Consider the following 22,613-nt stretch of genomic DNA (forward strand, 5'->3'; position numbering starts at 1 on the left):
CATCGGCGGAGGGGGCCCGCTCTGCGGGGACTCCGCCGATGTGCAGCGCCTGCCCCGTGTAGTAACCACGGGGAGAAAGGTCAAGAAGCCGGTAGCTGTGGATGACGAAACCGGAGAGGCTGTTGAAATCTTCGCTACTGGTCGAGGCATCAGTGTTACTCGGCATCTGGCAACGGTAGAGTCAGTCTCAAAGTCCATGGCGCTTATCGACGCTGTTGCTTTTTCTGTCGTGCCGCCTGACGAAAAATCGTATGTGTGGGTGCTGCAGGAGATGGCGCAGTTCCTCGACCTGGGCTCTGTTGAGCAACGCAAAGGCCTGTTCGGCTTTCAGCACTCGGCACGGTTTGGCGATGGCGCTGGAATGATTGCATGGGGCGGTGACAGCCAGCGAGGGCGCGTCTATTTCAGCCTCATGGGCAAGGGCTGCTCGATGCTCCAGGACTGGCCTGCATTCGCGGTATGGCTCGAAGCGCATAAGGCAGTTATCAAGCGCGCTGACGTTGCCTATGACGACATGGAGGGGGCGCTCGTCAGCATCGCGTGGGCTGTCGACCAGTATCGGGGGGAAGGCTTCAATGCTGGAGGCCGTAAACCGACGCATACGCTGTTTGGCGACTGGCTGGAGGGGGAGGCGTCCACCAAGGGTCGAACGCTCGGCATAGGCAACCGGAGCAGCGGCAAATATGCGCGCATCTACGAGAAAGGAAAGCAGCTCGGCGAAGCCTCCAGCCCATGGACGCGCATCGAGGTCGAGTGGCGTGCGCAGGACCGGTACATTCCTTACGATGTACTCACGCGTCCGGGTCACTATCTGGCGGGCGCTTATCCCTGCCTTGCCTTCCTCACCGAGGAGCAATCTGTCATCAAGACGATTGCCAAGGGTGGGCAGATCGCCTATGACACGGCAGTTGAAAACGCAAAGCGTCATTGCGGAAAAACCATCAACCTGATGCTTGACGTTCTCGGCGGTGATTTCGCGGGGGTTGTCGAGAGCCTGCGTCGTCCGGGCTATCCTGCGCGCATTGACGCCTACAGCTATCACGTCAAACAGAATCCGACGATGCTTGATCGGGAATTGGCGGTGACGTCATGACCCTCTACAAGCGGGAAAAATACTGGTGGGTCAAGTTCGCGCCGATCAAGGGTGAGCTAAAGCCGTTTTTCAAAAGCACCGGGACAGCCGTCAAGCGCGATGCGCAGAAGTACCACGACAAACTCATGGCCGAACGGTGGGAACAGGACAAGCTCGGGGTCAAGCCGTGCCACACATGGGACGAAGCTGCCGCCAAGTTCCTGGAGGAAACCAGCCACAAGCGCACGCATGAATGGGACAAGTCCATGCTGCGCTGGTTCCAACCCCTTCTAGGGGGGAAAGAGTTGGTTGACATCAACCGGGCGTTGCTCGATCAGGTCAGGGTGGTCAGAGGGAAGGGCGTCAGCACATCCACGGTCAATCGATACATGGCACTGGTGCGAACGATTCTTCGGAAGGCTTGCAACGAGTGGGAGTGGATAGATCGCGCTCCGAAGGTCGGTATGTTCCGCGACACGGAGGGCAGGATTCGCTCACTGTCACGCGATGAGTTCACCCGCCTGCTGGCTGAGCTGCCGCCACACCTTGCGGATATGGCTCAGTTTTCCGTTGCTACAGGGTTAAGACAGGCCAACGTGACGCGCTTGCAATGGAAGCAGATCAGCCTTGAGCGTCGTCATTTGTGGGTGGCAGGTAACGACCACAAGAACGGCCGGCCGCATTCGGTGCCGTTGAATGAAGCTGCGTTAGATGTGTTGCAGCGGCGGCAGGGTGATCACCTAACGCACGTGTTCACCTATGAGGGCAACCCTATTGCCCAGGTCAACACCAAGGCTTGGCGCAATGCGCTCCTACGCGCTGAGATTCACGATTTCCGGTGGCATGACCTGCGGCATACCTTTGCCACTTGGCACAGGGAGGCGGGCACACCTACTCATGAATTACAGCGGCTTGGCGGTTGGAAAACCCAGTCCATGGTTGAACGCTACGCACATGTGGCGCCTGAGGGACTGCAATATGCGGCTGGCAGACTTGATCGATTGTTTCAGGCGCAAACTTGATCGCGCTAGCCGACTGCGAGAGTGAATGCTACATTCAGCAAAAACCGGGAGTGATGATGGCTAAAAACAGCAACTATTTGGTCAGATTGGTAAAGCAAATATTCATTTTGATCTTTAGGGTGATCGCCGCCATCATCGCTCCCAGTGACCCCAAAGAAGTCCAGCGTAAACGCCCTCGCACGGTTGAACCACCGACTGCAGGGGATGCCCCTTATGTCTGGCCTAAGTTGGATGAATGTGAATTTGAAATCGTCGGCGAGTCGAACTACCAAAACGCGATAAAGCGGTTAGCAGGTGATCACGGAAGCAATTCATCCTCCGCAGAATTTCGCGCCATGCTCATTCCTGAGGACAATCCACACGATCACTTGGCAGTGCGTGTCGACGGTGAGGGTGTCGGCACCGTAGGGTATATGGCGAAGGAGGACGCTCGCAGCTTTAGGCGTCGTCTTGCGGCAAAAAAATTGGGCGATTCGGTAACGCTCTGTTCGGCCGAAGTCACAGGAGGCGGCACTGCGAGAAATGGGAACAAGTTGTCCTATGGCGTTCGCTTGGCCATAAAGCCGTTTGAATAGAACTGCTTGTCCAAATGGCGTTTAGCGCCAATAATGAATGTGGGTTACGCGTTGGTTACATGAAGAAGCCCCCTAACCATGACAGCTAGGGGGCCTTCATTTGGTGCCGGAGAGATGAATCGAACACCCGACCTTCTCATTACGAATGAGCTGCTCTACCGACTGAGCTACACCGGCGAATTCTGAATTACAGCCTTCGATTATAGCCGGGCAGAATTCACTGGCTGATCGCTGGTGAGTCGTCCCGCTAACTGGCGCCGAAAATCCGGGCCGCCAGTCAGCAATCGCAAAACAGAACGTGCGCTGTGCAGGAAGCCGTGGTGTGCATGCGCCTGGAATTCGGTCTTCCCGCACGGAGCCTTTAGTGCCCGGAATTCAGAAGATCATGCATGCCGTCACCTGGCCGGCCTCATGAACCGCAGTGGCTTCCCCAAGCCCGCGGTTACGTCTGGTCGCATCAGCGGGTTATTCCCGGTATCACTCCGGGCGCTGTTGGTTATGCTGTTACATCAATGAGGTGAGGCGGGCTTGTTTCTTGCTAACGGGGTTCACGAGGCCAATCTTTCCTTAATTCCATTCAGCAATCCTTCAGGAGAATTCCAGATGCCCGTCAACTCCGCTGTCCGACCGAGCATGCGTCGCGGGGTGATGACCGCCGCAATGGCCGCCATCACCGTATTGTCGAGCGGAGCTTATGCCCGCGACCTCGTTGTGGCGCTCAAGACCGAGCCGACCTCCATGGACCCGCAGTACCACGCCCTCACGCCCAACATCCAGCTGTCGCAAACGTTGTTCGATGGCCTGGTGTGTGCCGATGCTGACCTGGCCATCAAGCCCTGCCTGGCAGAGTCGTGGACGGCCAGTGGCAAGAGCTGGACTTTCAAGTTGCGGCCCAATGTGAAATTCTCGGATGGTTCGCCGCTCACCGCTGCAGACGTGGTCTTCACGCTGGACCGTGTGGCCAAGGTGCCCAACAGCCCTTCGTCATTCAAGGTGTACCTGCAAAAGGTGGAGAAGGTGGAGGCGGTTGATCCGCTCACGGTGCGCATCACCACGTCCGAGCCTTACCCGTTGCTGGCGATCAACATGGTGGGTCTGCCCATCATGTCGGCCAAGGCGGCGGCCGGCCCGGCGGCTGAAGGCAAGACCACCACCGAGCTGAATTCCGGCAGCGGTCTGGTGGGCGCAGGCCCCTACCGTTTTGTCTCCTGGAAGCGAGGCAGCGAAATCATCTTCGAACGCAACCCGCATTACTGGGGCCCGGCCCCCGCCTGGGACAAGGTGATTTATCGACCCATCAGCAATCCCGCCGCGCGTGTGGCGGCCTTGCTGGCCGGCGACGTGGACCTGGTCGAAGACCCGCCCACCGATGACCTTGAGCGCCTGCAAAAGGACCCCAAACTGACGGTGGAAACCAAGGCGTCCAACCGTGTGATCTACGTGGCGCTCGACCAGAACGGCGACAAGACGCCGGGTATCGAAGGCACCAACGGCAAGAATCCGCTGCTCGACAAGCGCGTGCGCGAAGCCCTGTCGCTGGCCATCGACCGGCAGGCCCTGGTGGCCCGCATCATGGGTGGTGTGGGCACGCCGGCCGCCCAGCTTCTGCCTTACCCGATGTTTGGCGCCAGCAAGAGCCTGGTGACGCCGGCCAAGGTCAACACCGACAAGGCCAAGGCCCTGCTGAAGGATGCCGGCTACCCCAATGGCTTCACCATGGTGCTGGGCTCGCCGAACGGCCGCTACATCAACGACAGCAAGGTTGCGCAGACGCTGGCCTCCATGTGGACACGCGTGGGTGTCAAGACCACCATCGATTCCAACGCACCGGCCGTGTTCTTCAAGAACCGCGATGCCCATGCCTACAGCGCCTACATGGCAGGGTGGGGCACGTCCACGGGTGAAATGTCCAACACGCTCAACTCCCTGCTGGTCACCCCCAACAAGGAAAAAGGGCAGGGCACCACCAACCGCAGCCGCTACTCCAACCCTGAAATGGACAAGCTGGTCGCCGAGTCGGCCAACCAGATGGACGATGCCCAGCGCGCCGCCACCCTGGCCAAGGCCAGTGAGGTCGCCATGGCCGACTTCGCCATGCTGCCCATTCACTTTGAGCATTCGGTGTGGGCCATGAAGAAGGGCATCAGTTTCAAGGGTCGTGCTGACCAGCAGACCATGGTGCAGTACGCCACCGTCGTCAAGTAAGCCCCGGCTACCCCGCAACCCGCAAGCCCGCCGCCCCGGTGGCGGGCCATTCAATCCATGCTTGCTTTTATCATTCGCCGCCTGCTTCAGGCCCTGCTGGTCATGGCCGTGATGTCGGGCCTGGTTTTCGTCGGGCTTTATGTGGTGGGCGACCCGGTCTCCATGATGGCCAGCCCCGAAGCGACGGAGCTGGAGCGCGACGCCATCCGGGCCAACTTTGGCCTCGACAAACCCTTGCTGGAACAATATGCCATCTTCATGTCGCACGCCGTGCGGTTTGACTTTGGCAAGAGCTTCCTCACTGGGCAGTCGGCCATGGGCCTCATTCTGGAGCGCATGCCGGCCACACTGGAGCTGGCGGTGGTGGCGATGACGCTGGCCGGACTGGTGGGTGTGCCCCTGGGCATCTGGGCCGGCTTGCGCCCTGACGCACTGAGCACGCGTGGCATCATGACCGGCTCGGTGCTGGGTTTTTCGCTGCCCAACTTCTGGGTGGGCCTGATGCTGATCATGGTATTTGCCGTGTACCTGGGCTGGGTGCCAGCCAGCGGCCGCGGCAAGACGGTCATGCTGGGCCCGCTCGACCTCAGCGTGCTGACGCTCGATGGTTGGAGTCGCCTCATCCTGCCGGCCTGCACCATCGCCATGGCCAAGGCGGCGCTGATCATCCGCGTCACCCGGGCCGCCACGCGCGAGGCGCTGCCCATGGACTACATCAAGTTTGCCCGTGCCAAGGGCCTGGCCTGGAGCCGCATCCTGCGCGTGCACCTGCTCAAGAACATCCTGATTCCCATCGTCACCGTGTTCGGGCTGGAGTTTGGCCAGGTGGTGGCGTTTGCGGTGGTGACCGAAACCATTTTTGCCTGGCCGGGCATGGGCAAGCTGCTGCTGGATTCCATCATCACGCTGGACCGGCCGGTGGTGGTGGCCTACCTGATCCTTATCGTCTTCTTCCTGGTCATGCTGAACCTCGTGACCGACATCCTTTATTCGGTGCTCGACCCGCGCGTGCGCCTGCAGGCAGCCAAGGCATGACTACCCTGACGCCCCCCACCGTGGTGATTGACCCCACGCCGCTACCGCCCCCTGAAACGCCGTGGCAGCGCCTGCGCCGCGAGTTTTTTGCCAACAAGCTCGCGGTGATCGGCCTGGTGCTCCTGCTGCTTGCCATTGGGGTGGCCGTGTTCGCCCCGTGGATATCGCCGCAGAACCCGTACGACATCGGCAAGCTCGACATTTTTGATTCCAAGCTGCCACCGGGCAGCAAGGACGCCGCCGGCACCATGACCTACTGGCTGGGCACCGACAGCCAGGCGCGCGACCTGCTCTCGGCCATTTTCTACGGCCTGCGCACCAGCCTGATGGTGGGCGGCATCTCGGTGGCTGCGGCGCTGGTCATTGGCAGCATCGTGGGGCTGGCGGCTGCATACTTTGGCGGCTGGGTGGATGCGCTGCTGATGCGCATCGTCGACATCCAGCTTTCTTTCCCCTCCATCCTGGTGGCGCTGATCCTGCTGGCCATCCTGGGCAAAGGGGTGGACAAGGTCATCCTCGCGCTGGTCATTGTGCAATGGGCCTACTTTGCACGCGCCGCACGTGGCGCGGCGCTGGTGGAGCGCGCCAAGGAGTATGTGGAGGCCGCGCAATGCATGGCGCTGGGTTCGCCGCGCATCCTGCTGCGCCACATGCTGCCCAACTGCCTGCCACCGCTGATCGTGATCGCCACCATCGATCTGGCCCACGCCATTGCGCTGGAATCCACGCTGTCGTTTCTGGGCGTGGGTGTGCCGGTGACCGAGCCTTCGCTGGGGATGCTGATTGCCAACGGTTTTGAGTTCATGCTCAGCGGCCACTACTGGATTTCGTTCTTCCCGGGCATAGCACTGGCCTTGGCCATCGTCGGCATCAACCTGGTGGGCGACCATTTGCGCGACATCCTCAACCCGCACAACGCACATTGAGCGCGCAGCCAACCATGGACGATTCACGCAGCACACCGGTCTTGCAGATCAGCGGCCTGCAAACCCATTTTTTCACGCATGGCGGTGTGGTCAAGGCCGTGGACGGGGTTGATCTGCAGGTCAACGCCGGCGAAATTCTCGGGCTGGTCGGCGAGTCCGGCTCAGGCAAGAGCATCACCGGGTTTTCAATCATTGGCCTGATTGACCCGCCGGGCCGCATCGCGGGCGGGCACATCCGCTACCTGGGTGAAGATCTGGTGGGCGCTTCCGAGAAACGCCTGCAGCAGCTGCGCGGCAAGGAGATCGCCATGATCTTCCAGGACCCGATGATGACGCTCAACCCGGTGTTGCGGGTGGACACCCAGATGGTCGAGGCCATTCACGCGCATGAGAAAGTCAGCCCGGCCTCCGCCCGAGCGCGCGCTCAGGATGCGCTGGCCATGGTGGGCATCCCGTCGCCGGCCGAACGCCTGTTGTCCTACCCGCACCAGTTGTCGGGCGGCATGCGCCAGCGTGTGGCCATTGCAATTGCGCTGTTGAACCAGCCCAAGCTCATCATTGCCGACGAGCCCACCACCGCGCTCGACGTCACCATTCAGGCGCAGATCCTGTATGAGGTGCAAAAGCTCTGCCGCGAAACCGGCACGGCCATGATCTGGATCACCCACGATCTGGCGGTGGTGTCCGGCCTGGCGGACCGCATCGCCGTCATGTATGCCGGCCGGATTGTGGAGAGCGGCGCCACGGCAGACGTGGTGCACCGTCCCTCGCACCCCTACACGCAAGGGCTGATCAACTCCATTCCCACGCGCGCCACGCACGGCAGCCTGTTGCGGCAGATTCCGGGCATGACGCCGTCGCTGCTGCAACTGCCGCAAGGCTGCGCCTTCAGGCCGCGCTGCGGTTACGCCACCGACCAGTGCCTGACCGTGCCGCAGCCCACCGAAGCCGCGCATCACAAGACCGTCCGCTGCTGGCACGCGCTTGCCTGAATGGCCTGAACGTCACCTGAATGACCCGTATGGACGCCTCCTTGACCCCCTCCCCCTTAGCCAGCACGCCGCTGCTGCAACTGCGCGGTATCAGCAAACGTTTTGTCCAGCCCGTTGATCTGGCGGGCAAGATCGCCAACCTGCTGGGCGCCCACAATGCCCCCGCTGTGGTGCAGGCCGTGTCGGAGGTGGACCTGGACATCCATGCCGGCGAAGTGATTGGTGTGGTCGGCGAGTCGGGCTGCGGCAAGTCCACGCTGGGCCGCATCGTTGCAGGCATCAACCCGCCTTCGGCCGGCGAGGTCAGCTACCAGGGCAGGAAGCTGGCCGACATGACCGCCGCCGAGCGCCGTGCCTATGGCCTGGGCGTGCAGATGATTTTCCAGAACCCCATGGCCTCGCTCAATCCGCGCATGCGTGTCCTCGATATCATTGGCGAGGCGCCTGTGGTGCACGGCCTGGTGCCCGCGTCCGGCATGGCCGACTACGTGGCCGGCTTGATGCGGCAGGTGGGGCTGGACCCTGACTACGGCCAGCGCTACCCCCACCAGTTCTCGGGCGGCCAGCGCCAGCGCATCGGCATTGCGCGCGCGCTGGCGCTCAAGCCGCAGCTCATCGTGTGCGACGAAGCCGTGGCTGCGCTGGACGTCTCCATCCAGGCGCAGGTGCTCAATCTGTTTCTGGAGTTGCGCCGCAGTTTTGAGCTGACCTATTTGTTCATCAGCCACAACCTGGGTGTGGTGGGCCATGTGTCGGACCGTGTGGTCATCATGTACCTTGGCCGCGTGGTCGAGATCGCGCCCACCGAGTTGATTTTCAGTCGCCCCAACCACCCCTATACGCAAGCCCTGCTGTCGGAGCTGCCTACGCTGGACACCCAGCGGCGCGACTACCAGCCCATCAAGGGCGAGCTGCCTTCACCTCTGCGGCCGCCCACGGGCTGCGCCTTTCACCCGCGCTGTCCGCACGCCATGCCGCGCTGCCAGATCGAACAGCCCCCGCTACGCACCCTGGCCACCGGCCACCTTAGCGCCTGCCATCTCAACGACGTGGCGCCAACCGCGCCCAGCCTGACCTCATGACCCATCCTGTTCTGCCCAGCGTCCCCACCCCTTTTGAGCCCTACACCCTGCGCCTGCCCGAAGCCGGCGCCGTGCCACTGATCTGCGATTCACCGCACAGCGGCACGCTGTACCCCGACGACTTCGGTTATGCCTTGCCTTTTGAAATCCTGCGCAAGGGTGAAGACACCGACGTGCATGTGTTGTGGGATGCGCTACCGTCGGTCGGTGCCACCCTGCTGGCCGCCAATTTTCCGCGCGCCTATGTGGACCCCAACCGCGACGTCGAAGACCTGGACGCTACCCTGCTCGACGCGCCCTGGCCTGCCCCCTTGGCCCCCGGTGAAAAAACCCGCCTGGGCATTGGCCTGATCTGGCGCGATGCGAGCAAGGGCGGGCAAGACCCCATCTACGCGCGCAAGCTCAGCGTCGCCGAGGTGCAAAACCGCATCAGCCGCTACCACCGGCCCTACCACGCAGCCATGCAGGCGCAGATTGAAGCGGCCTATGCGCGCTTTGGTGCTGTCTGGCACCTCAACCTGCATTCGATGCCTGCCAACTCGTACGAGAGCCTGCAGATCCAGAGCGATCACCCGCTGGCCGACGTGGTGCTGGGCGACCGTGACGGCACCACCGCCGCCCCCGAATTCACCGCCATGGTGGCCAACGCATTCCGCCAGCGCGGTTTCAGCGTCGCCATCAACGACCCGTTCAAGGGAGTAGCGCTGATCGCCCGACTGGGCCGGCCGGCCGAGCGTCGCCACAGCCTGCAGGTCGAACTGCACCGCGGCCTCTACATGGACGAAAAGACCCGAGCCCGCAGCGTGGACTTTGCCTCCCTGCAGAGCGCACTGGCGGACATTTCTGCTGAAATTGCCGCATACGTCCAAGCCCAGATCCCTTCCTGACCAGAGAACCCCGCCATGAGCCTGATCGCCGAAATCGAAGCCACCCACGACGAGTTCACCGCGCTGCGTCGCGACATCCACGCGCATCCCGAGCTTGCCTTCCAGGAAAACCGCACGTCCGACGTCGTGGCTGAGCGGCTCGCGTCCTGGGGCATCGAGGTGCATCGCGGGCTGGGCCAGACCGGCGTGGTGGGGGTGCTGAAAGGTTCCCAAACCAAAGCCGGCAGCAAGCCGCGATCCATTGGCCTGCGTGCCGACATGGACGCGCTGCCCATGCCTGAGCACAATCGCTTTGCCCATGCTTCCAAAAACCCCGGCCGCATGCACGGCTGTGGCCACGACGGCCACACCGCCATGCTGCTGGGTGCCGCCAAGTACCTGGCCGCGCACCGCGACTTTGACGGCATCGTCAACTTCATCTTTCAGCCGGCAGAGGAGGGTGGCAATGCCGGCGCCAAGGCCATGATGGCCGATGGCCTGTTTGACAAGTTTCCTTGCGACGAGATTTACGGTATCCACAACATGCCGGGCTTTGACGTCGGCCACTTCGGTTTCCGCAAGGGACCGACCATGGCGTCGAGCAACCGCTTTGACATTTTTGTGCGTGGCACCGGCGGCCACGCTGCGCAGCCACACAAGTCGGTGGACACCATCGTCATCGCGGCTGAAATGGTGGGCGTGCTGCAGACGCTCATCTCTCGCCACAAGAACCCGATTGACATTGCGGTGCTCAGCATCACGCAGATCCACGCGGGCGATGCGTACAACGTGCTGCCCGGCGAGACCGTGATCCGCGGCACCGTGCGCACCTTCAGTACCCAGGTGCTGGACGAGATCGAGTCCAACATGCGCCGTGTGGCCGAGATGCTGCCCCAGGTGCATGGCGGCAGCGGCGAGCTCAAGTTCCACCGCGCTTACCCGCCGCTCGTCAACTGGGACGAGCAGACCGACTTTGCCATGAAGGTGGCGCAAGACGCGTTTGGCGCAGAGCACGTTGACGGCCACACGCCCCAGCACGGCGGCGCCGAGGACTTCTCTTTCTATCTGGAGAAAGTGCCGGGTTGCTACCTGTTCCTGGGCAATGGCGAAGGCGCGCACCGCGACGAAAAGTACATCGGCATGGGCCCCTGCGAGCTGCACAACCCCAACTATGACTTCAACGACGCGTTGCTGCCGATCGGGTCGAGTTATTGGGTGAAGCTTGCGAGCGCGTTTTTTGCGCGATAGGGCGTTGCCGGGCTAGGAGCCTGGGCTGCAGAAGGAGCGTCGGCTGCAAAGTGGCCGCGACGGTCCATTTTTCACCGGCTTTTTGCCCCATAGCTACGGCTATGGCGCTGCAAACCCGGCAAAAACTGGCCTCGCCGGGGCCACTTCTCGCTTCGACGCCTTCTGCCGCCCAGACTCCTAGCCTTCATCAGGCCCGGCTGGACCCAACGGCACGACGATAGGCTGGCAGCTAGGGCTTGCCCAGCTTCTCACCGTGGTAGCTGGTGACGCGCTCCACCTCGTTCTTCGAACCCAGGATCACACTCACGCGTTCGTGCAGCTTGCCGGGCTGGATGTCCAGGATGCGCTGGTGGCCGTTGGTGGCGGCGCCGCCGGCCTGCTCGATCAGCCAGCTCATGGGGTTGGCCTCGTACATCAGGCGCAGCTTGCCGGCCTTTTCAGGCTCGCGTTTGTCCCAGGGGTACAGGAAGATGCCGCCGCGGCACAAAATGCGGTGCACGTCGGCCACCATGGCGGCCACCCAGCGCATGTTGAAGTCCTTGCCGCGCGGGCCGTCCTTGCCGGCCAGCAGTTCGTCCACGTAGCGTTTCACCGGTGCGTCCCAGTGCCGCATGTTGCTCATGTTGATGGCGAACTCTTTGGTGTCTTCGGGGATACGCACGTTCTCTTCGATCAGCACGAACGAGCCCTGTTCGCGGTCCAGCGTGAACATGGCGACGCCGTCGCCCACCGTCAGCACCAGCGTGGTCTGCGGGCCGTAGATGCAGTAGCCCGCGGCCACCTGCTTGTTGCCGGCCTGCAGGAAGTCGGCTTCGTCCACGCCGCGGTCGTCCTCGGGCATTTTCAGCACGCTGAAGATGGTGCCGATGCTGACGTTGATGTCGATGTTGCTGGAGCCGTCGAGCGGGTCGAACAGCAGCAGGTATTCACCCTTGGGGTAGCGATTCGGCACCACGTAGATGGTGTCCATTTCCTCGGACGCCATGCCGGCGAGGTGGCCGCCCCATTCGTTGGCCTCGATCAGCACCTCGTTGGCGATGATGTCGAGCTTTTTCTGCATCTCGCCCTGCACGTTTTCGCTCTCGGCACTGCCCATCGCGCTGCCCAGCGCGCCTTTGTTGACGGCCTGGCTGATGCTTTTGCAGGCGCGGGCGACCACTTCCAGCAGCAGGCGCAGCTGCGAGGGAATGTGGCCGTCGATGCGCTGCTGCTCGATCAGGTAACGCGTAAGAGATACTTTTGAAGACATCGGGAAGCTCCTCGGTTGGTCATCCCGGACCTGATCCGGGATCCATGGATTGCGGATCGAGTCCGCAATGACAGGTGGTTGGTTAGTCGGCCAGGGCGCGTGTGACGACCTCGTGCGTGTCCTTGCTCAGGTCGGTGCGGGCGGCGACGCGGGCAATCGCTTCGCGCGCGGCGCTGCGGTAGGGCTCGGCCAGCTTGCTCCAGCGGTCCAGCGCGCGCGCCAGGCGGGCCGCCACCTGCGGGTTGATCACGTCGAGCTCGATCACGCGTTCGCTCCAGAACACGTAGCCCGCCGCATCGGTGCGGTGGAAGGCGGCCGGGTTGCCCTGGCAGTAGGTGCTGACGACGCTGCGCGCGCGGTTCGGGTTGCGCAGGCTGAAGTCGGCGTGTCTCATGAGCTGTTTCACGGCCGGCAGCACGTTGCCGCCGCGGTCCGGCGCGCTGGTCTGCAGGCTGAACCATTTGTCGATGACCAGCGCCTCGTCCTTGAACATGGCATGGAAGCGCTGCAGCGCCTCGGCGGCCAGCGGGTGGCCGCTGGACACCAGGGCGGCCAGCGCGTTGAAGCGGTCGGTCATGTTGCCGGCGTCCTTGAAACGCTGGTAGGTCTTGCCGGGCCAGACGGCATCACCGCTGGCGACCGCGGCCAGGCACAGCTGCGTCAGCGCCATGCCGGCCAGGGCGCGGCGACCCGAGGACAGCGAGTCGGGCCTGTAGGCGCCGGTGTCGTGGTTGGCCGCGTACGCGGCTTCCCAGTCAGCCTGCAGCGCCGTGGCCAGCTGCAGGCGCATGGCTTCGCGCACCGCATGGATGCGCTGCGGATCGACCACGTCGAGCTGCTCGGCCATGTAGGTTTCCGACGGCAGGGTCAGCACCAGGTCCTTGAAGGCGGCGTCCAGCGCCGGGTCGCGCAGCACGCTGCGCATGGCATCGAGATAAGCATCATTCAGAGGCTCGGCGCCCACCGGATAAGCGGAAGCAGCTATTGATTTAATAGCGCTTCGCACCGCCAGGCGTTGCCCGGCCTCCCAGCGGTTGAAGGGGTCGCTGTCATGGGCCAGCAGGTGCAGCAGCTGGGCGTCGCGGTAGTCGAACTCCAGCACCACCGGCGCGCTGAAGCCGCGCAGGATGGACGGCACGGGCTCGACGTCCAGGTTGACAAAACGCAGGGTCTCGCTGGCCCCGGTCAGCACAAAGGTGCGCGGGCCGGCCACGGCGGCAGGCTCGCCTTCCAGCTGCAGCGGCAGGTCGGCGCCGTCGGTGCCAAGCAGGCCCAGGCCCACCGGAATCACAAAGGGCTCCTTGGCCGACTGGCCAGGTGTGGGGGCGCAGCTTTGCGCCAGCGTCAAGGTGTAGCTGCGCGCGGCGGCGTCGTACACCCCTTCGGCATGCACGCGCGGCGTGCCGGCCTGGCTGTACCAGCGCTTGAACTGCGGCAGCAGGCGCGCCAGGTCGGAGGCCGGGTTGGCGTCGGCAATCGCCCGCGCAAAGTCGTCGCAGGTCACGGCCTGGCCGTCGTGGCGCTCGAAGTACAGCTTCATGCCCTTGGCGAATCCGTCGCGGCCCACCAGGGTCTGCATCATGCGGACCACTTCGGCGCCTTTTTCGTAAATGGTGACGGTGTAGAAGTTGCTGATCTCGATGTAGCTGTCGGGCCGCACCGGGTGCGACATCGGGCCGGCGTCTTCGGGGAACTGCGCGGTGCGCAGCACCCGCACGTCCTCGATGCGCTTGACGGCGCGGGCCGAGGCCTCGCCGCACAGGTCCTGGCTGAATTCCTGGTCGCGGAACACCGTCAGGCCTTCTTTCAGGCTCAGCTGGAACCAGTCGCGGCAGGTGATGCGGTTGCCGGTCCAGTTGTGGAAGTACTCGTGACCGACCACGCTTTCGATGTTCGAATAATCGGTGTCGGTCGCGGTGGCCTGGTTCGCCAGCACGTACTTGGTGTTGAAGATGTTCAGGCCCTTGTTTTCCATGGCGCCCATGTTGAAGTCGCTGGTGGCGACAATCATGAAACGCTCCAGGTCCAGCGACAGGCCGAAGCGCGCCTCGTCCCACGCCACCGAATGCATCAGCGAGGTCATCGCGTGTTCGGTCTTGTCCAGGTCGCCCGGGCGCACATAAACCTGCAGCAGGTGGTCCACCCCGGCGCGCGAGGTGATGCGCTGCTCGCGCGCGACCAGCTGGCCGGCCACCAGCGCAAACAGGTAGGCGGGTTTCTTGTGCGGGTCCACCCACTTGGCAAAGTGGCGGCCGCCTTCAAGGTGGCCCTGCTCGACCAGGTTGCCGTTGGACAGCAGCACCGGGTACTTCGCTTTGTCGGCGCGCAAGGTAACGGTGTAGCTGGCCATCACGTCGGGACGGTCCAGGAAGTAGGTGATGCGGCGAAAGCCCTCGGCCTCGCACTGGGTGAAAAAGGAGTCGTTGCTGACGTACAGGCCCATCAGCTTGGTGTTTTTGGCCGGCGCGCAGGTGGTGAAAATTTCCAGCTCGAAGGGCTCGGGGCCCAGCGGCAGGTTTTCCAGCACCAGTTTGTCGCCGTCCATCTTGAACGAGGTGCCCTGGCCGTTGACCAGCACGCGCGCCAGGTTGAGTTCCTCGCCGTCGAGCTTCAGGGGCTGGGCCGGCACGTCGGCATTGCGCCGCAGCGTCATCTTGTTGAGCACACGTGTCTTGGCCGGGTCCAGGTCAAAACACAGGTCGACGGTGTCGATCCAGTAGGCGGGGGCAACGTAGTCTGCACGGTGGATGGCCGTGGCTTGTCCTTCACGCAGCATGGTGGGTTCCTGAAAAGTGGGGGGAATGGGCTGAGTCGCCGCCGGGCCGCCCCAAGGCGACTGCGGCCCCCTCGGGGGGCAGAGAAGTACACGAAGTGACGAGCGTGGGGGTCATGTCACACGCCCTGCTTGAGCGAAGCTTCGATGAACGGGTCGAGGTCGCCGTCGAGCACCTTCTGGGTGGCCGAGGTCTCGTAGTTGGTGCGCAGGTCCTTGATGCGGCTCTGGTCCAGCACGTAGCTGCGGATCTGGTGGCCCCAGCCCACGTCGGTCTTGGTGTCTTCCAGCTTCTGCTGGGCTTCCTGTTGCTTGCGCAGCTCGAAGTCGTACAGGCGCGAACGCAGGCGTTTCCAGGCCACGTCGCGGTTGCCGTGCTGCGAGCGGCCGTCCTGGCACTGCACCACGATGCCGGTTGGCAGGTGGGTCAGGCGCACCGCCGAGTCGGTCTTGTTGATGTGCTGGCCGCCGGCGCCCGAGGCGCGGAAGGTGTCAACCCGCACGTCGGACGGGTTGATCTCGATCTCGATCGAGTCGTCGATCTCGGGGTAGACAAACACCGAGGCAAACGAGGTGTGGCGCCCGCCCGAGGAGTCGAACGGCGACTTGCGCACCAGGCGGTGCACGCCGGTTTCGGTGCGCAACAGGCCGAAGGCGTATTCACCCTCGATCTTGATGGTCGCGCCCTTGATGCCGGCGGTGTCGCCCGCGGTTTCGTCCTCGATCTGGGTCTTGAAGCCCTTGCGCTCGGCGTACTTGAGGTACTGGCGCAGCAGCATGCTGGCCCAGTCGCAGGCTTCGGTGCCGCCGGCGCCGGCCTGGATGTCCAGGAAGGCGTTGAGCGGGTCGGCCGGGTTGTTGAACATCCGGCGGAATTCCATTTTCTCGACTTCCACCGCCACCTTGGCAGCGTCTTCTTCAATCGCCAGCATGCCGGCGTCGTCGCCTTCGGCCTTGGACATCTCGAAGAGTTCGGTGTTGTCGGCCAGCTCGGAGCTCAGACGGTCGATCACATGGACCACGTCCTCCAGGGACTTCTTTTCCCGGCCGAGTTCCTGCGCGCGCTTGGGGTTGTCCCAGACTTTCGGGTCTTCCAGCGCGGCGTTGACTTCGCTTAATTTACGTTCTTTGGCAGGGTAGTCAAAGATACCCCCGAAGCTCGTTGACCCGGTTGCTCAGGTCTGCGAGTTGGTTGCCGATGATATTGATGTGTTCTGCGTCCATGGGAAAGTCCTGTCCTGGTGTCTGCTGGTGTCTGGGGTTCAATCCGGCATTTTCTCACGCTCCGGACCGCGGGAACGCAAAAAAAGGCCATGCCCGGCGGAACCCCCGTGGCTGCGCCGGCCGGCCCGGGATCAGGCCGCCGGCGGGGCCGGGGGCGTCAGGGGCAGGGTGACGGTGAACACGGCGCCCTCGCCCTGGCGGCTTTCCACGCTGATGCTGCCGCCGTGCGCCTGCACGAGCTGGCGGGTGATGAACAGGCCCAGGCCGAGCCCGCCGGTGCCGTCGTCGCTGGCGATGCGCGAGAACTGCTCGAAAATGCGCTGCTGGTCGGGCGCCGAAATGCCGCGGCCGTGGTCGCGCACGGAAATGCACGCACCTTCGGGCAGCAGGCGCAGGCTGACCGCCACCGGTTTGCCCTCGCCATAACGCAGCGCGTTGGTCAGCAGATTGATGACCACCTGTTCGATCCTGAACTCGTCCCACAGGGCCGTCACCGGCTGACCGGCATCGAGGGTGATGGGGCTGCCGGCGGCCGCGGCCTGGTGGGCGAGGTTCTCCACCACACGGGCCAGCAGGGCCGACAGTTCCATGGGCACGGGCCGGATGGACAGCTGCTTGCTGTTGATGCGCGAGGCATCCATCATGTCGTCGATCAGGCGCATCATGGCCTCGACCTGGCGCCGGTCACGCGCCACCATGGCGTGCAGATAGGGCACATCGAAAATGTCCGTGCGGCCCCGGTCCAGCTGCATCTTGCGCAATTGCGAGTCCAGGTACAGCGTGTTGAGCGGTGTGCGCAGCTCGTGGGTGGCCATGGAGATGAAGTCGTCGCGCGTGCGCACGGCGGCCTGCAGCTCGCCCTGCGTGGCCGTCAGTTGCTGCATCAGCAGCGCCTGCTCCTTGCGGCTTTTCTCCAGCGCCTCGACCTGTCGGCGGGTTTCCATGCGCTGGTTGTACAGGTCCACAAAAACGTTGACCTTGCTGCGGACGGCTTCCACGTCCAGCGGCTTGTAGAGAAAGTCCACCGCGCCGGTTTCGTAGCCGGTGAAGGCGTAGTTCTGTTCCTTGCCGGCGGCGGTGACAAAAATAATGGGGATCTGCCGGGTTTTTTCGGTGCCGCGCATCAGCTGGGCCAGCTCAAAGCCGCTCATGCCCGGCATCTGCACGTCCAGGAGCGCCAGTGCAAACTCGTGTTCGAGCAGCAGGTCCAGCGCTTCCTCGCCGGAGCTGGCCTGGAAAATTTCCCGGCCGTCCCGGCGAATCAGTGCATTGAGCGCCAGCAGGTTGCCGGGCAGATCGTCAACGATCAGGACTTTCGCAGCGTCAGGTGTTCGCATGGTTGTGGTCAAGTTGGATGAGCAGTTGCCGGATGCGGTCCAGCGTGAGAATCAGGTTGGGTTTGAGCTTGCGGATGGCCGCTTGCGGCATGGTGGCGACCTGGGCTTCCGCCGGGTCCTGCACCGCGGTCAGGCCACCGCGCTGCTTGATGCGGGCCAGGCCCGCCGCGCCGTCAAAATTGGCACCGGTGAGCAGCACGCCCGCCAGGCCGGCGCCATAAGCGTCGGCGGCGGACTCCATCAGCACGTCGATCGATGGCCGCGAATAGTTGACGGGTTCTTCGCAGCTGAGTGAAAAAGTCCGGTCCGCCTCGATGGACAGGTGGTAGCCGGACCCGGCGAAATACAGGGTGGACGGGGCGATGGTTTCCTTGTCGGCGGCCTCGCGCACGGACATGCCCAGCCGCTGCTGGAAGACGTCTGCCAGCCGGCTGTCACGCTCTTGCGGCAGATGCAGCACGGCAATGATGGGCAGCGAAAAGTGCTCCGGCAGCCCTGACAGCAGGGCCAGCAAGGCGTGCACCCCGCCGGCGGAGGCGCCAATCACCACGGCCTCGACGGCATGCCTTGCTGCGACCTGCTGGATATCCATGAGATTGCTCAGACTTCCAGCTTGCGGAAAATCCGCTCGGGCCGGTCCAGCGGCTCAAAACGCGCGGCATAGGTCGAGAAGTCGATGCTTTCCTTGCTGCCCAGACCCATGAAGCCGCGGCGGCTCAGCGATTCGTGAAACAGGCCCAGCGCGCGGTCCTGCAGCTTCTTGTTGAAATAAATCAGCACGTTGCGGCAGAGCACGAGCTGGGTTTCCGAAAACACGCTGTCCGTGGCCAGGCTGTGGTCGGCAAAGGTGATGTTGTCGCGCAGGGACTTGTCGAAAATCGCGGCGTCGTAAGCGGCCGTGTAGTAGTCGGAAAACGCTTGCTGACCGCCGGCCGCCTGATAGTTGGCGGTGTGGCCCTGGATGCTGGCCAGCGAAAATATGCCCTGGCGCGCCTTGGCCAGCGACTGGGGATTGATGTCGGTCGCATAAATCAGCGAGCGGTCGAGCAGGCCTTCCTCCTTGAGCAGGATGGCCAGCGAATACACCTCCTCGCCGGTGCTGCAGCCTGCGATCCAGATTTTCAGCGAAGGATAGGTGCGCAGCACGGGCACGACCTGCTGGCGCAGGGCCAGGAAAAACGACGGATCGCGAAACATCTCGCTGACGGGAATGGTCAGGTACTGCAGCAGCTGCATGAAGACGGCGGGGTCCTGCGCAGCGGCCGCCTGCAGGGCCGGGATCGTCGGGTAGCCGAGTTGTGCGAGCGCCTTGTGCACCCGCCTTTTTTGCGACGCCCCCGCGTAGTCGCGGAAATCGTAGCTGTACTGGCTGTAGATGGCCTGCATCAGGCGTTGCAGGTCGGCTTCCGGATGGTCATTGGCGGCATCACTGCCGGGGGCGCTCCCGGGGGCGGGCAAGTGGGCGTCAGGCTTTTTGGGCATTCAGCTGCGATCCGTGGCCGGCATCCACACGCGAAGCAGTGAAAACAGGCGGTCCAGGTCAATCGGCTTGGCCAGGTAGTCGCTGGTGCCGGCCTTGAGGCATTGCTCCTGGTCGTCCTTCATGGCCTTGGCGGTGACGGCGACGATGGGAAGCTTCTTGAAGCGTGCGTCCTTGCGGATGCGGCGCGTGGCTTCCAGCCCGTCCATGCCCGGCATCATGATGTCCATCAGGACCAGGTCGATGTCGCTGATCTCGTCGAGCTTGCTGATCGCCTCGAAGCCGTTGCGGCCGATCTCGACCCGCATGCCCTTTGCCTCCAGGGCGCTGGTCAGGGCAAAGATGTTGCGCGCGTCGTCGTCCACCACCAGGACCTTGCGGCCTTCAAAGGCGGTGTCCCGGCTGCGCAGGCTCTTGAGCATGATCTGGCGATCCGCGGACAGCTCCGACTCGACCTTGTGCAGGAAGAGGGTGACTTCATCGAGCAGCCGCTCGGGCGAACGCGCGCCCTTCATGATGATGGCGCGCGAATACTTCAGCAGTTCGGCTTCTTCCTGGCGGGTCATCTCGCGTCCGGTGTAGACGATGACCGGTGGGTAGGCTGAAATCCCCTCGGCCGACATGCGCTGGAGCAGCTCGTGGCCCTGCATGTCGGGAAACTTCAGGTCCATGATCATGCAGTCAAAAACGGTGCTGGTGAGCAGCCCGAGCGCTTCACCGCCGGTCTCCACCGCGGTGATCTCGATGTCGCCGTCGCCGATCAACTGCACGACACTTGCGCGTTGCAGCGCATCGCCTTCGACCAGCAGCACGCGCTTGATTTTCTGGGCGAGCTTGTCGCCCAGCTTCTGGAACACGTCCTTGAGCTGCTCGCGCGTGGTCGGCTTGAGCGCATACCCAATGGCGCCCATCTGCAGGGCTTCCTCGCTGAGGTCGTCGCCCGACACCACGTGCACGGGGATGTGCCGTGTCTTTGAATTTTCCTTGAGCCGCTGCAGCACCGACAGGCCCGGGCGGTCCGGCAGGCCCATGTCGAGCAGGATGGCATGGGGCAGGAACTGCAAGGCCAGTGCAAAACCGTCCTCGGCGCCGTGGGCCACGAGGCAGTGGTAGTTCATCTCACGCGCCAGGTCGTAGAGGATCTGCGCAAAAATGACGTCATCCTCGATCACCAGCACCAGCCGGTCGCCGGGCGGCAGGCCCCGGTCGTCGGCAAAAGCCGCGGCGGGAACGGGCGCCGGCAGGGCGGCGGGCGCCGTCACCGGCGCCGGGTTGCGAAGCCGGCCGGGCGCGCGCCGGGCGGGTTTGGTGTCCAGCTGGGGCGCCGGTGCCGGGCTCCATTCGCAGGGCAGCAGCAGGGTGAAGGTGCTGCCCCCGCCCTCGCTGCTTTCCACCGAGAGCGAGCCGCCCAGCAGGGTCGTCAGGTCGCGCGAAATCGACAGGCCCAGCCCGGTGCCGCCATAACGCCGGCTGGTGGTGCCGTCGGCCTGGCGGAAGGCGTCAAAAATCAGTTGCTGCTGGTCGGGGCGGATGCCGATGCCCGAGTCGCGCACGGAAAAGGCAATGATGCCCTGCGGCTGCAGCGACACGCGCAGGCTGACCTCGCCGGCATCGGTGAACTTGATGGCGTTGGAGAGCAGGTTTTTCAGGATCTGCTCGACCCGCTGGCGATCGGTTTTCAGCGTCGCCGGGGTGCCCGACTCGATGCGGATGGTGAGGGCCAGGTTTTTCTGGCCGGCCAGCGGCTCGAACGTGCCTTTCAGCGAATCCACCAGCGTGCCCACGACCATGTCCTCGGGGGAAAGCTCCAGCTTGCCGGCTTCGACCTTGGAAATGTCGAGGATGTCGTTGATCAGGCTGAGCAGGTCGTTGCCTGCCGAATAGATGGACTGTGCAAACCGGACCTCTTCCTGGCTGAGGTGGCCCTTGGGGTTGTCGGCCAGCAGTTTGGCAAGAATCAGCGAACTGTTCAGCGGCGTGCGCAGCTCGTGCGACATGTTGGCGAGGAATTCCGACTTGTAGCGGCTGGCCCGGCTCAACTCGGTGGCGCGTTCCTCGAGCAGGGTCTGGGCCTGGTTGAGTGCCGCATTCTTGTGGTCCAGCGACAGCGCCACTTCCGACAGCTGTTCGTTGGTCTGCTCAAGCTCTGCCTGCTGGTTCTCCAGCGTGACCTGGTACTCCTTGAGCACGCGGGACTGCTCTTCCAGTTCCTCGTTGGTGGTGCGCAGCTCTTCCTGCTGGACCTGCAGCTCTTCATTGAGCTCCTGGGACTGGCTCAGCACATCCTCCAGGCGGCGGCGGTAAAGCGCCGCGTGGAGGGAGTTGCCGATGTTGCTGGCAATCATGGTGACGAATTCCAGGTCGCGCGGGGCCAGGGCCCGCAGGAAACCGAGTTCGACCACGCCGTTGACCAGCCCGTCGTTATGCACCGGAACCACCAGCACATGGCGCGCCGAGCCCTGGCCGAGGCCGGAGCTGACCTTGAGGTAGCTGGCCGGCAGGTCATCGAGCTGCAGCACCCGGTTTTCAAGGGCGGCCTGGCCGACCAGGCCCTGGTCGCTGTCCAGCGACTGCCCGGCCTCGCCGCTGTCATGGGTCAGGCCGTAAGCGGCCACACGCTGCAGCCGGCCGTCTTCCTTGCGGACATACAGGGCTGCCACCGCCACATCGAGATAACGCGCCAGAAACTCCAGCACGCTGCGGCTCAGCGACTCGATGGCGTGCTGGCCCAGGGTGTGCTCGGCCAGTTGCCGTTGTCCGGTGCGCAGCCAGAGCTGCTGGTCCAGCAGCAGCGCCGTGGCTTTTTGCTTGTTTTCCGCTTCGCCGTAGGTGTCCGACAAGCGGCGCAGTTCGCGGTGTCCGAGCAGGGCCAGCAGGCCGCTCAGCCCCAGGCTGAACAGCAGGTAGGCCGCCATGCCCCAGGCCGTGTTGCTGCGGGCCTGCGCATTGCGGTCCTGCAGCAGGCGCTCTTCAATGTTGATGAATTCCGAGAATTCGCGCCGGATCTCGTCCGTCAGGCTTTTTCCGCCGGCCGAGCGTATCGGTGCCTGGTAGTCGAGGTCCTTGCGCCGCAGCTCGACAATCGCTTGCGCAAACTCGTTCCACTGCGTCTGCAGGGCGGCGATGCGCCTGAGCCGGCTGACCTGGTCCTGGTTGTCGCGCACCAGGCCGGCCAGCGTGGCCGTTTCGGCGGCGATGCGCGGCTTGCCGATTTCAAAGGGCTGGAGCAGGCGTTCTTCACCGGTGACCAGGTAGCCGGACATGCTGGCTTCCATGTCGGCGCCCAGCTTGGCGATCTGGTTGGCGTTGCTGATGGCCCGCTCGGCCTGCTCGACCCCGCCGAGGGCGGACAGCAGATAAAAGATCAGGCCGACAAAAACGGCGGCACTGAAGGCGCCGACGCCCATCGGCAGGCTGATGTTACGCGTCAGGATGCGGCGAAAGTTTTCCTGCTGGATGGCGCTGGGTGTGGTCATGAATCTTCCCCGCGCCAAGCGCAATAAAGCTCCCATTGTCCTACAAAGCGG

Annotated in this window: 17 protein-coding genes and 1 tRNA gene; 10 read left to right on the forward strand and 8 right to left on the reverse strand. The window is 63.6% G+C overall.

Translation table 11 applies throughout. From position 1 onward, the window contains the following. Positions 1-97 precede the first annotated feature (97 nt). From B7G53_RS03060 to B7G53_RS03070, 3 genes are read left to right on the forward strand one after another with little or no spacing between them, the layout of a single operon-like run. Entirely contained in the window at positions 98-1,093 is a 996-nt protein-coding gene (locus B7G53_RS03060; RefSeq protein WP_176491265.1) for a replication initiation factor domain-containing protein, read from the forward strand. After that, positions 1,090-2,094, forward strand: a complete 1,005-nt coding sequence (locus B7G53_RS03065; protein WP_096663336.1) for a tyrosine-type recombinase/integrase — start codon at positions 1,090-1,092, stop codon at positions 2,092-2,094. The genes B7G53_RS03060 and B7G53_RS03065 overlap by 4 nt, the downstream gene beginning before the upstream one ends. Next, positions 2,091-2,669 (forward strand): hypothetical protein, encoded by a 579-nt coding sequence (locus B7G53_RS03070; RefSeq protein WP_141396278.1) that lies wholly within the window; start codon positions 2,091-2,093, stop codon positions 2,667-2,669. Before B7G53_RS03065 ends, B7G53_RS03070 begins: the two co-directional genes overlap by 4 nt. 101 nt (positions 2,670-2,770) lie before the next feature. Here the strand turns inward: B7G53_RS03070 and B7G53_RS03075 are convergent. Next, positions 2,771-2,846: transfer RNA gene (locus tag B7G53_RS03075), tRNA-Thr, on the reverse strand. 456 nt (positions 2,847-3,302) lie between these two features. On the opposite strand from B7G53_RS03075, the gene B7G53_RS03080 reads away from it, so the two are divergent. From B7G53_RS03080 to B7G53_RS03110, 7 genes are read left to right on the forward strand one after another with little or no spacing between them, the layout of a single operon-like run. Next, on the forward strand, positions 3,303-4,874 hold the full coding sequence (locus B7G53_RS03080) for an ABC transporter substrate-binding protein (RefSeq protein WP_369680270.1): 1,572 nt from the start codon (positions 3,303-3,305) through the stop codon (positions 4,872-4,874). Between the two features lie 57 nt (positions 4,875-4,931). Beyond that, positions 4,932-5,909 carry an ABC transporter permease gene (locus B7G53_RS03085; protein ID WP_096663343.1) on the forward strand — a complete coding sequence of 326 codons (978 nt, stop codon included), beginning with the start codon at positions 4,932-4,934 and terminating at the stop codon, positions 5,907-5,909. Continuing rightward, complete coding sequence (locus B7G53_RS03090) at positions 5,906-6,835, forward strand: ABC transporter permease (RefSeq protein ID WP_176491266.1); 930 nt, start codon at positions 5,906-5,908, stop codon at positions 6,833-6,835. The genes B7G53_RS03085 and B7G53_RS03090 overlap by 4 nt, the downstream gene beginning before the upstream one ends. 14 nt (positions 6,836-6,849) lie before the next feature. Beyond that, entirely contained in the window at positions 6,850-7,827 is a 978-nt protein-coding gene (locus B7G53_RS03095) for an ABC transporter ATP-binding protein (protein WP_096663346.1), read from the forward strand. Positions 7,828-7,856: 29 nt separating this feature from the next. Next, entirely contained in the window at positions 7,857-8,909 is a 1,053-nt protein-coding gene (locus tag B7G53_RS03100; RefSeq protein WP_096663349.1) for an ABC transporter ATP-binding protein, read from the forward strand. After that, the gene (locus B7G53_RS03105) at positions 8,906-9,796 is read left to right on the forward strand and encodes an N-formylglutamate amidohydrolase (RefSeq protein WP_096663352.1); all 891 of its coding nucleotides are present in this window, start codon (positions 8,906-8,908) and stop codon (positions 9,794-9,796) included. The genes B7G53_RS03100 and B7G53_RS03105 overlap by 4 nt, the downstream gene beginning before the upstream one ends. A 15-nt stretch (positions 9,797-9,811) precedes the next feature. Then, a complete protein-coding gene (locus B7G53_RS03110) occupies positions 9,812-11,023 on the forward strand; it encodes a M20 aminoacylase family protein (protein ID WP_096663355.1) in 1,212 nt (403 codons plus the stop codon). A gap of 229 nt (positions 11,024-11,252) precedes the next feature. Here B7G53_RS03110 and B7G53_RS03115 read toward each other — a convergent pair whose 3' ends face one another. The 7 genes from B7G53_RS03115 to B7G53_RS03145 all read right to left on the reverse strand — a co-directional run bounded on the left by B7G53_RS03115 (position 11,253) and on the right by B7G53_RS03145 (position 22,562). Continuing rightward, on the reverse strand, positions 11,253-12,272 hold the full coding sequence (locus B7G53_RS03115; RefSeq protein ID WP_096663359.1) for a class 1 fructose-bisphosphatase: 1,020 nt from the start codon (positions 12,270-12,272) through the stop codon (positions 11,253-11,255). Between the two features lie 82 nt (positions 12,273-12,354). Next, positions 12,355-15,048: an aminopeptidase N gene (pepN, locus tag B7G53_RS03120; protein ID WP_096663362.1), complete on the reverse strand. Its 2,694-nt coding sequence runs from the start codon at positions 15,046-15,048 to the stop codon at positions 12,355-12,357. 116 nt (positions 15,049-15,164) lie between these two features. After that, positions 15,165-16,269 (reverse strand): peptide chain release factor 2 gene (prfB, locus tag B7G53_RS03125; RefSeq protein WP_096663365.1). Its coding sequence is split into 2 segments (ribosomal slippage): positions 15,165-16,187 and positions 16,189-16,269, totalling 1,104 coding nucleotides; the frame shifts between segments, so codons are not numbered across the junction. 131 nt (positions 16,270-16,400) lie between these two features. Next, the gene (locus tag B7G53_RS03130) at positions 16,401-17,606 is read right to left on the reverse strand and encodes a hybrid sensor histidine kinase/response regulator (RefSeq protein ID WP_096663368.1); all 1,206 of its coding nucleotides are present in this window, start codon (positions 17,604-17,606) and stop codon (positions 16,401-16,403) included. Continuing rightward, a complete protein-coding gene (locus B7G53_RS03135; protein WP_096663371.1) occupies positions 17,593-18,198 on the reverse strand; it encodes a chemotaxis protein CheB in 606 nt (201 codons plus the stop codon). Before B7G53_RS03135 ends, B7G53_RS03130 begins: the two co-directional genes overlap by 14 nt. A gap of 8 nt (positions 18,199-18,206) precedes the next feature. Then, on the reverse strand, positions 18,207-19,088 hold the full coding sequence (locus tag B7G53_RS03140; RefSeq protein WP_096663374.1) for a CheR family methyltransferase: 882 nt from the start codon (positions 19,086-19,088) through the stop codon (positions 18,207-18,209). After that, entirely contained in the window at positions 19,089-22,562 is a 3,474-nt protein-coding gene (locus B7G53_RS03145; protein ID WP_096663377.1) for a response regulator, read from the reverse strand. Between the last annotated feature and the right edge of the window lie 51 nt (positions 22,563-22,613).

The organism is Polaromonas sp. AET17H-212, assembly GCF_002379085.1.
Lineage (GTDB): Bacteria > Pseudomonadota > Gammaproteobacteria > Burkholderiales > Burkholderiaceae_C > Polaromonas.

Excerpts from the sequence above, each read along its gene's own strand:
- B7G53_RS03065 (WP_096663336.1), top strand. The coding sequence starts at position 1,090 with ATGACCCTCTACAAGCGGGAAAAATACTGGTGGGTCAAGTTCGCGCCG.
- B7G53_RS03080 (WP_369680270.1), top strand. The coding sequence starts at position 3,303 with ATGCGTCGCGGGGTGATGACCGCCGCAATGGCCGCCATCACCGTATTG.
- B7G53_RS03085 (WP_096663343.1), top strand. The coding sequence starts at position 4,932 with ATGCTTGCTTTTATCATTCGCCGCCTGCTTCAGGCCCTGCTGGTCATG.
- B7G53_RS03090 (WP_176491266.1), top strand. The coding sequence starts at position 5,906 with ATGACTACCCTGACGCCCCCCACCGTGGTGATTGACCCCACGCCGCTA.
- B7G53_RS03095 (WP_096663346.1), top strand. The coding sequence starts at position 6,850 with ATGGACGATTCACGCAGCACACCGGTCTTGCAGATCAGCGGCCTGCAA.
- B7G53_RS03100 (WP_096663349.1), top strand. The coding sequence starts at position 7,857 with ATGGACGCCTCCTTGACCCCCTCCCCCTTAGCCAGCACGCCGCTGCTG.
- B7G53_RS03105 (WP_096663352.1), top strand. The coding sequence starts at position 8,906 with ATGACCCATCCTGTTCTGCCCAGCGTCCCCACCCCTTTTGAGCCCTAC.
- B7G53_RS03110 (WP_096663355.1), top strand. The coding sequence starts at position 9,812 with ATGAGCCTGATCGCCGAAATCGAAGCCACCCACGACGAGTTCACCGCG.
- B7G53_RS03115 (WP_096663359.1), bottom strand. The coding sequence starts at position 12,272 with ATGTCTTCAAAAGTATCTCTTACGCGTTACCTGATCGAGCAGCAGCGC.
- pepN (WP_096663362.1), bottom strand. The coding sequence starts at position 15,048 with ATGCTGCGTGAAGGACAAGCCACGGCCATCCACCGTGCAGACTACGTT.
- B7G53_RS03130 (WP_096663368.1), bottom strand. The coding sequence starts at position 17,606 with ATGCGAACACCTGACGCTGCGAAAGTCCTGATCGTTGACGATCTGCCC.
- B7G53_RS03135 (WP_096663371.1), bottom strand. The coding sequence starts at position 18,198 with ATGGATATCCAGCAGGTCGCAGCAAGGCATGCCGTCGAGGCCGTGGTG.
- B7G53_RS03140 (WP_096663374.1), bottom strand. The coding sequence starts at position 19,088 with ATGCCCAAAAAGCCTGACGCCCACTTGCCCGCCCCCGGGAGCGCCCCC.
- B7G53_RS03145 (WP_096663377.1), bottom strand. The coding sequence starts at position 22,562 with ATGACCACACCCAGCGCCATCCAGCAGGAAAACTTTCGCCGCATCCTG.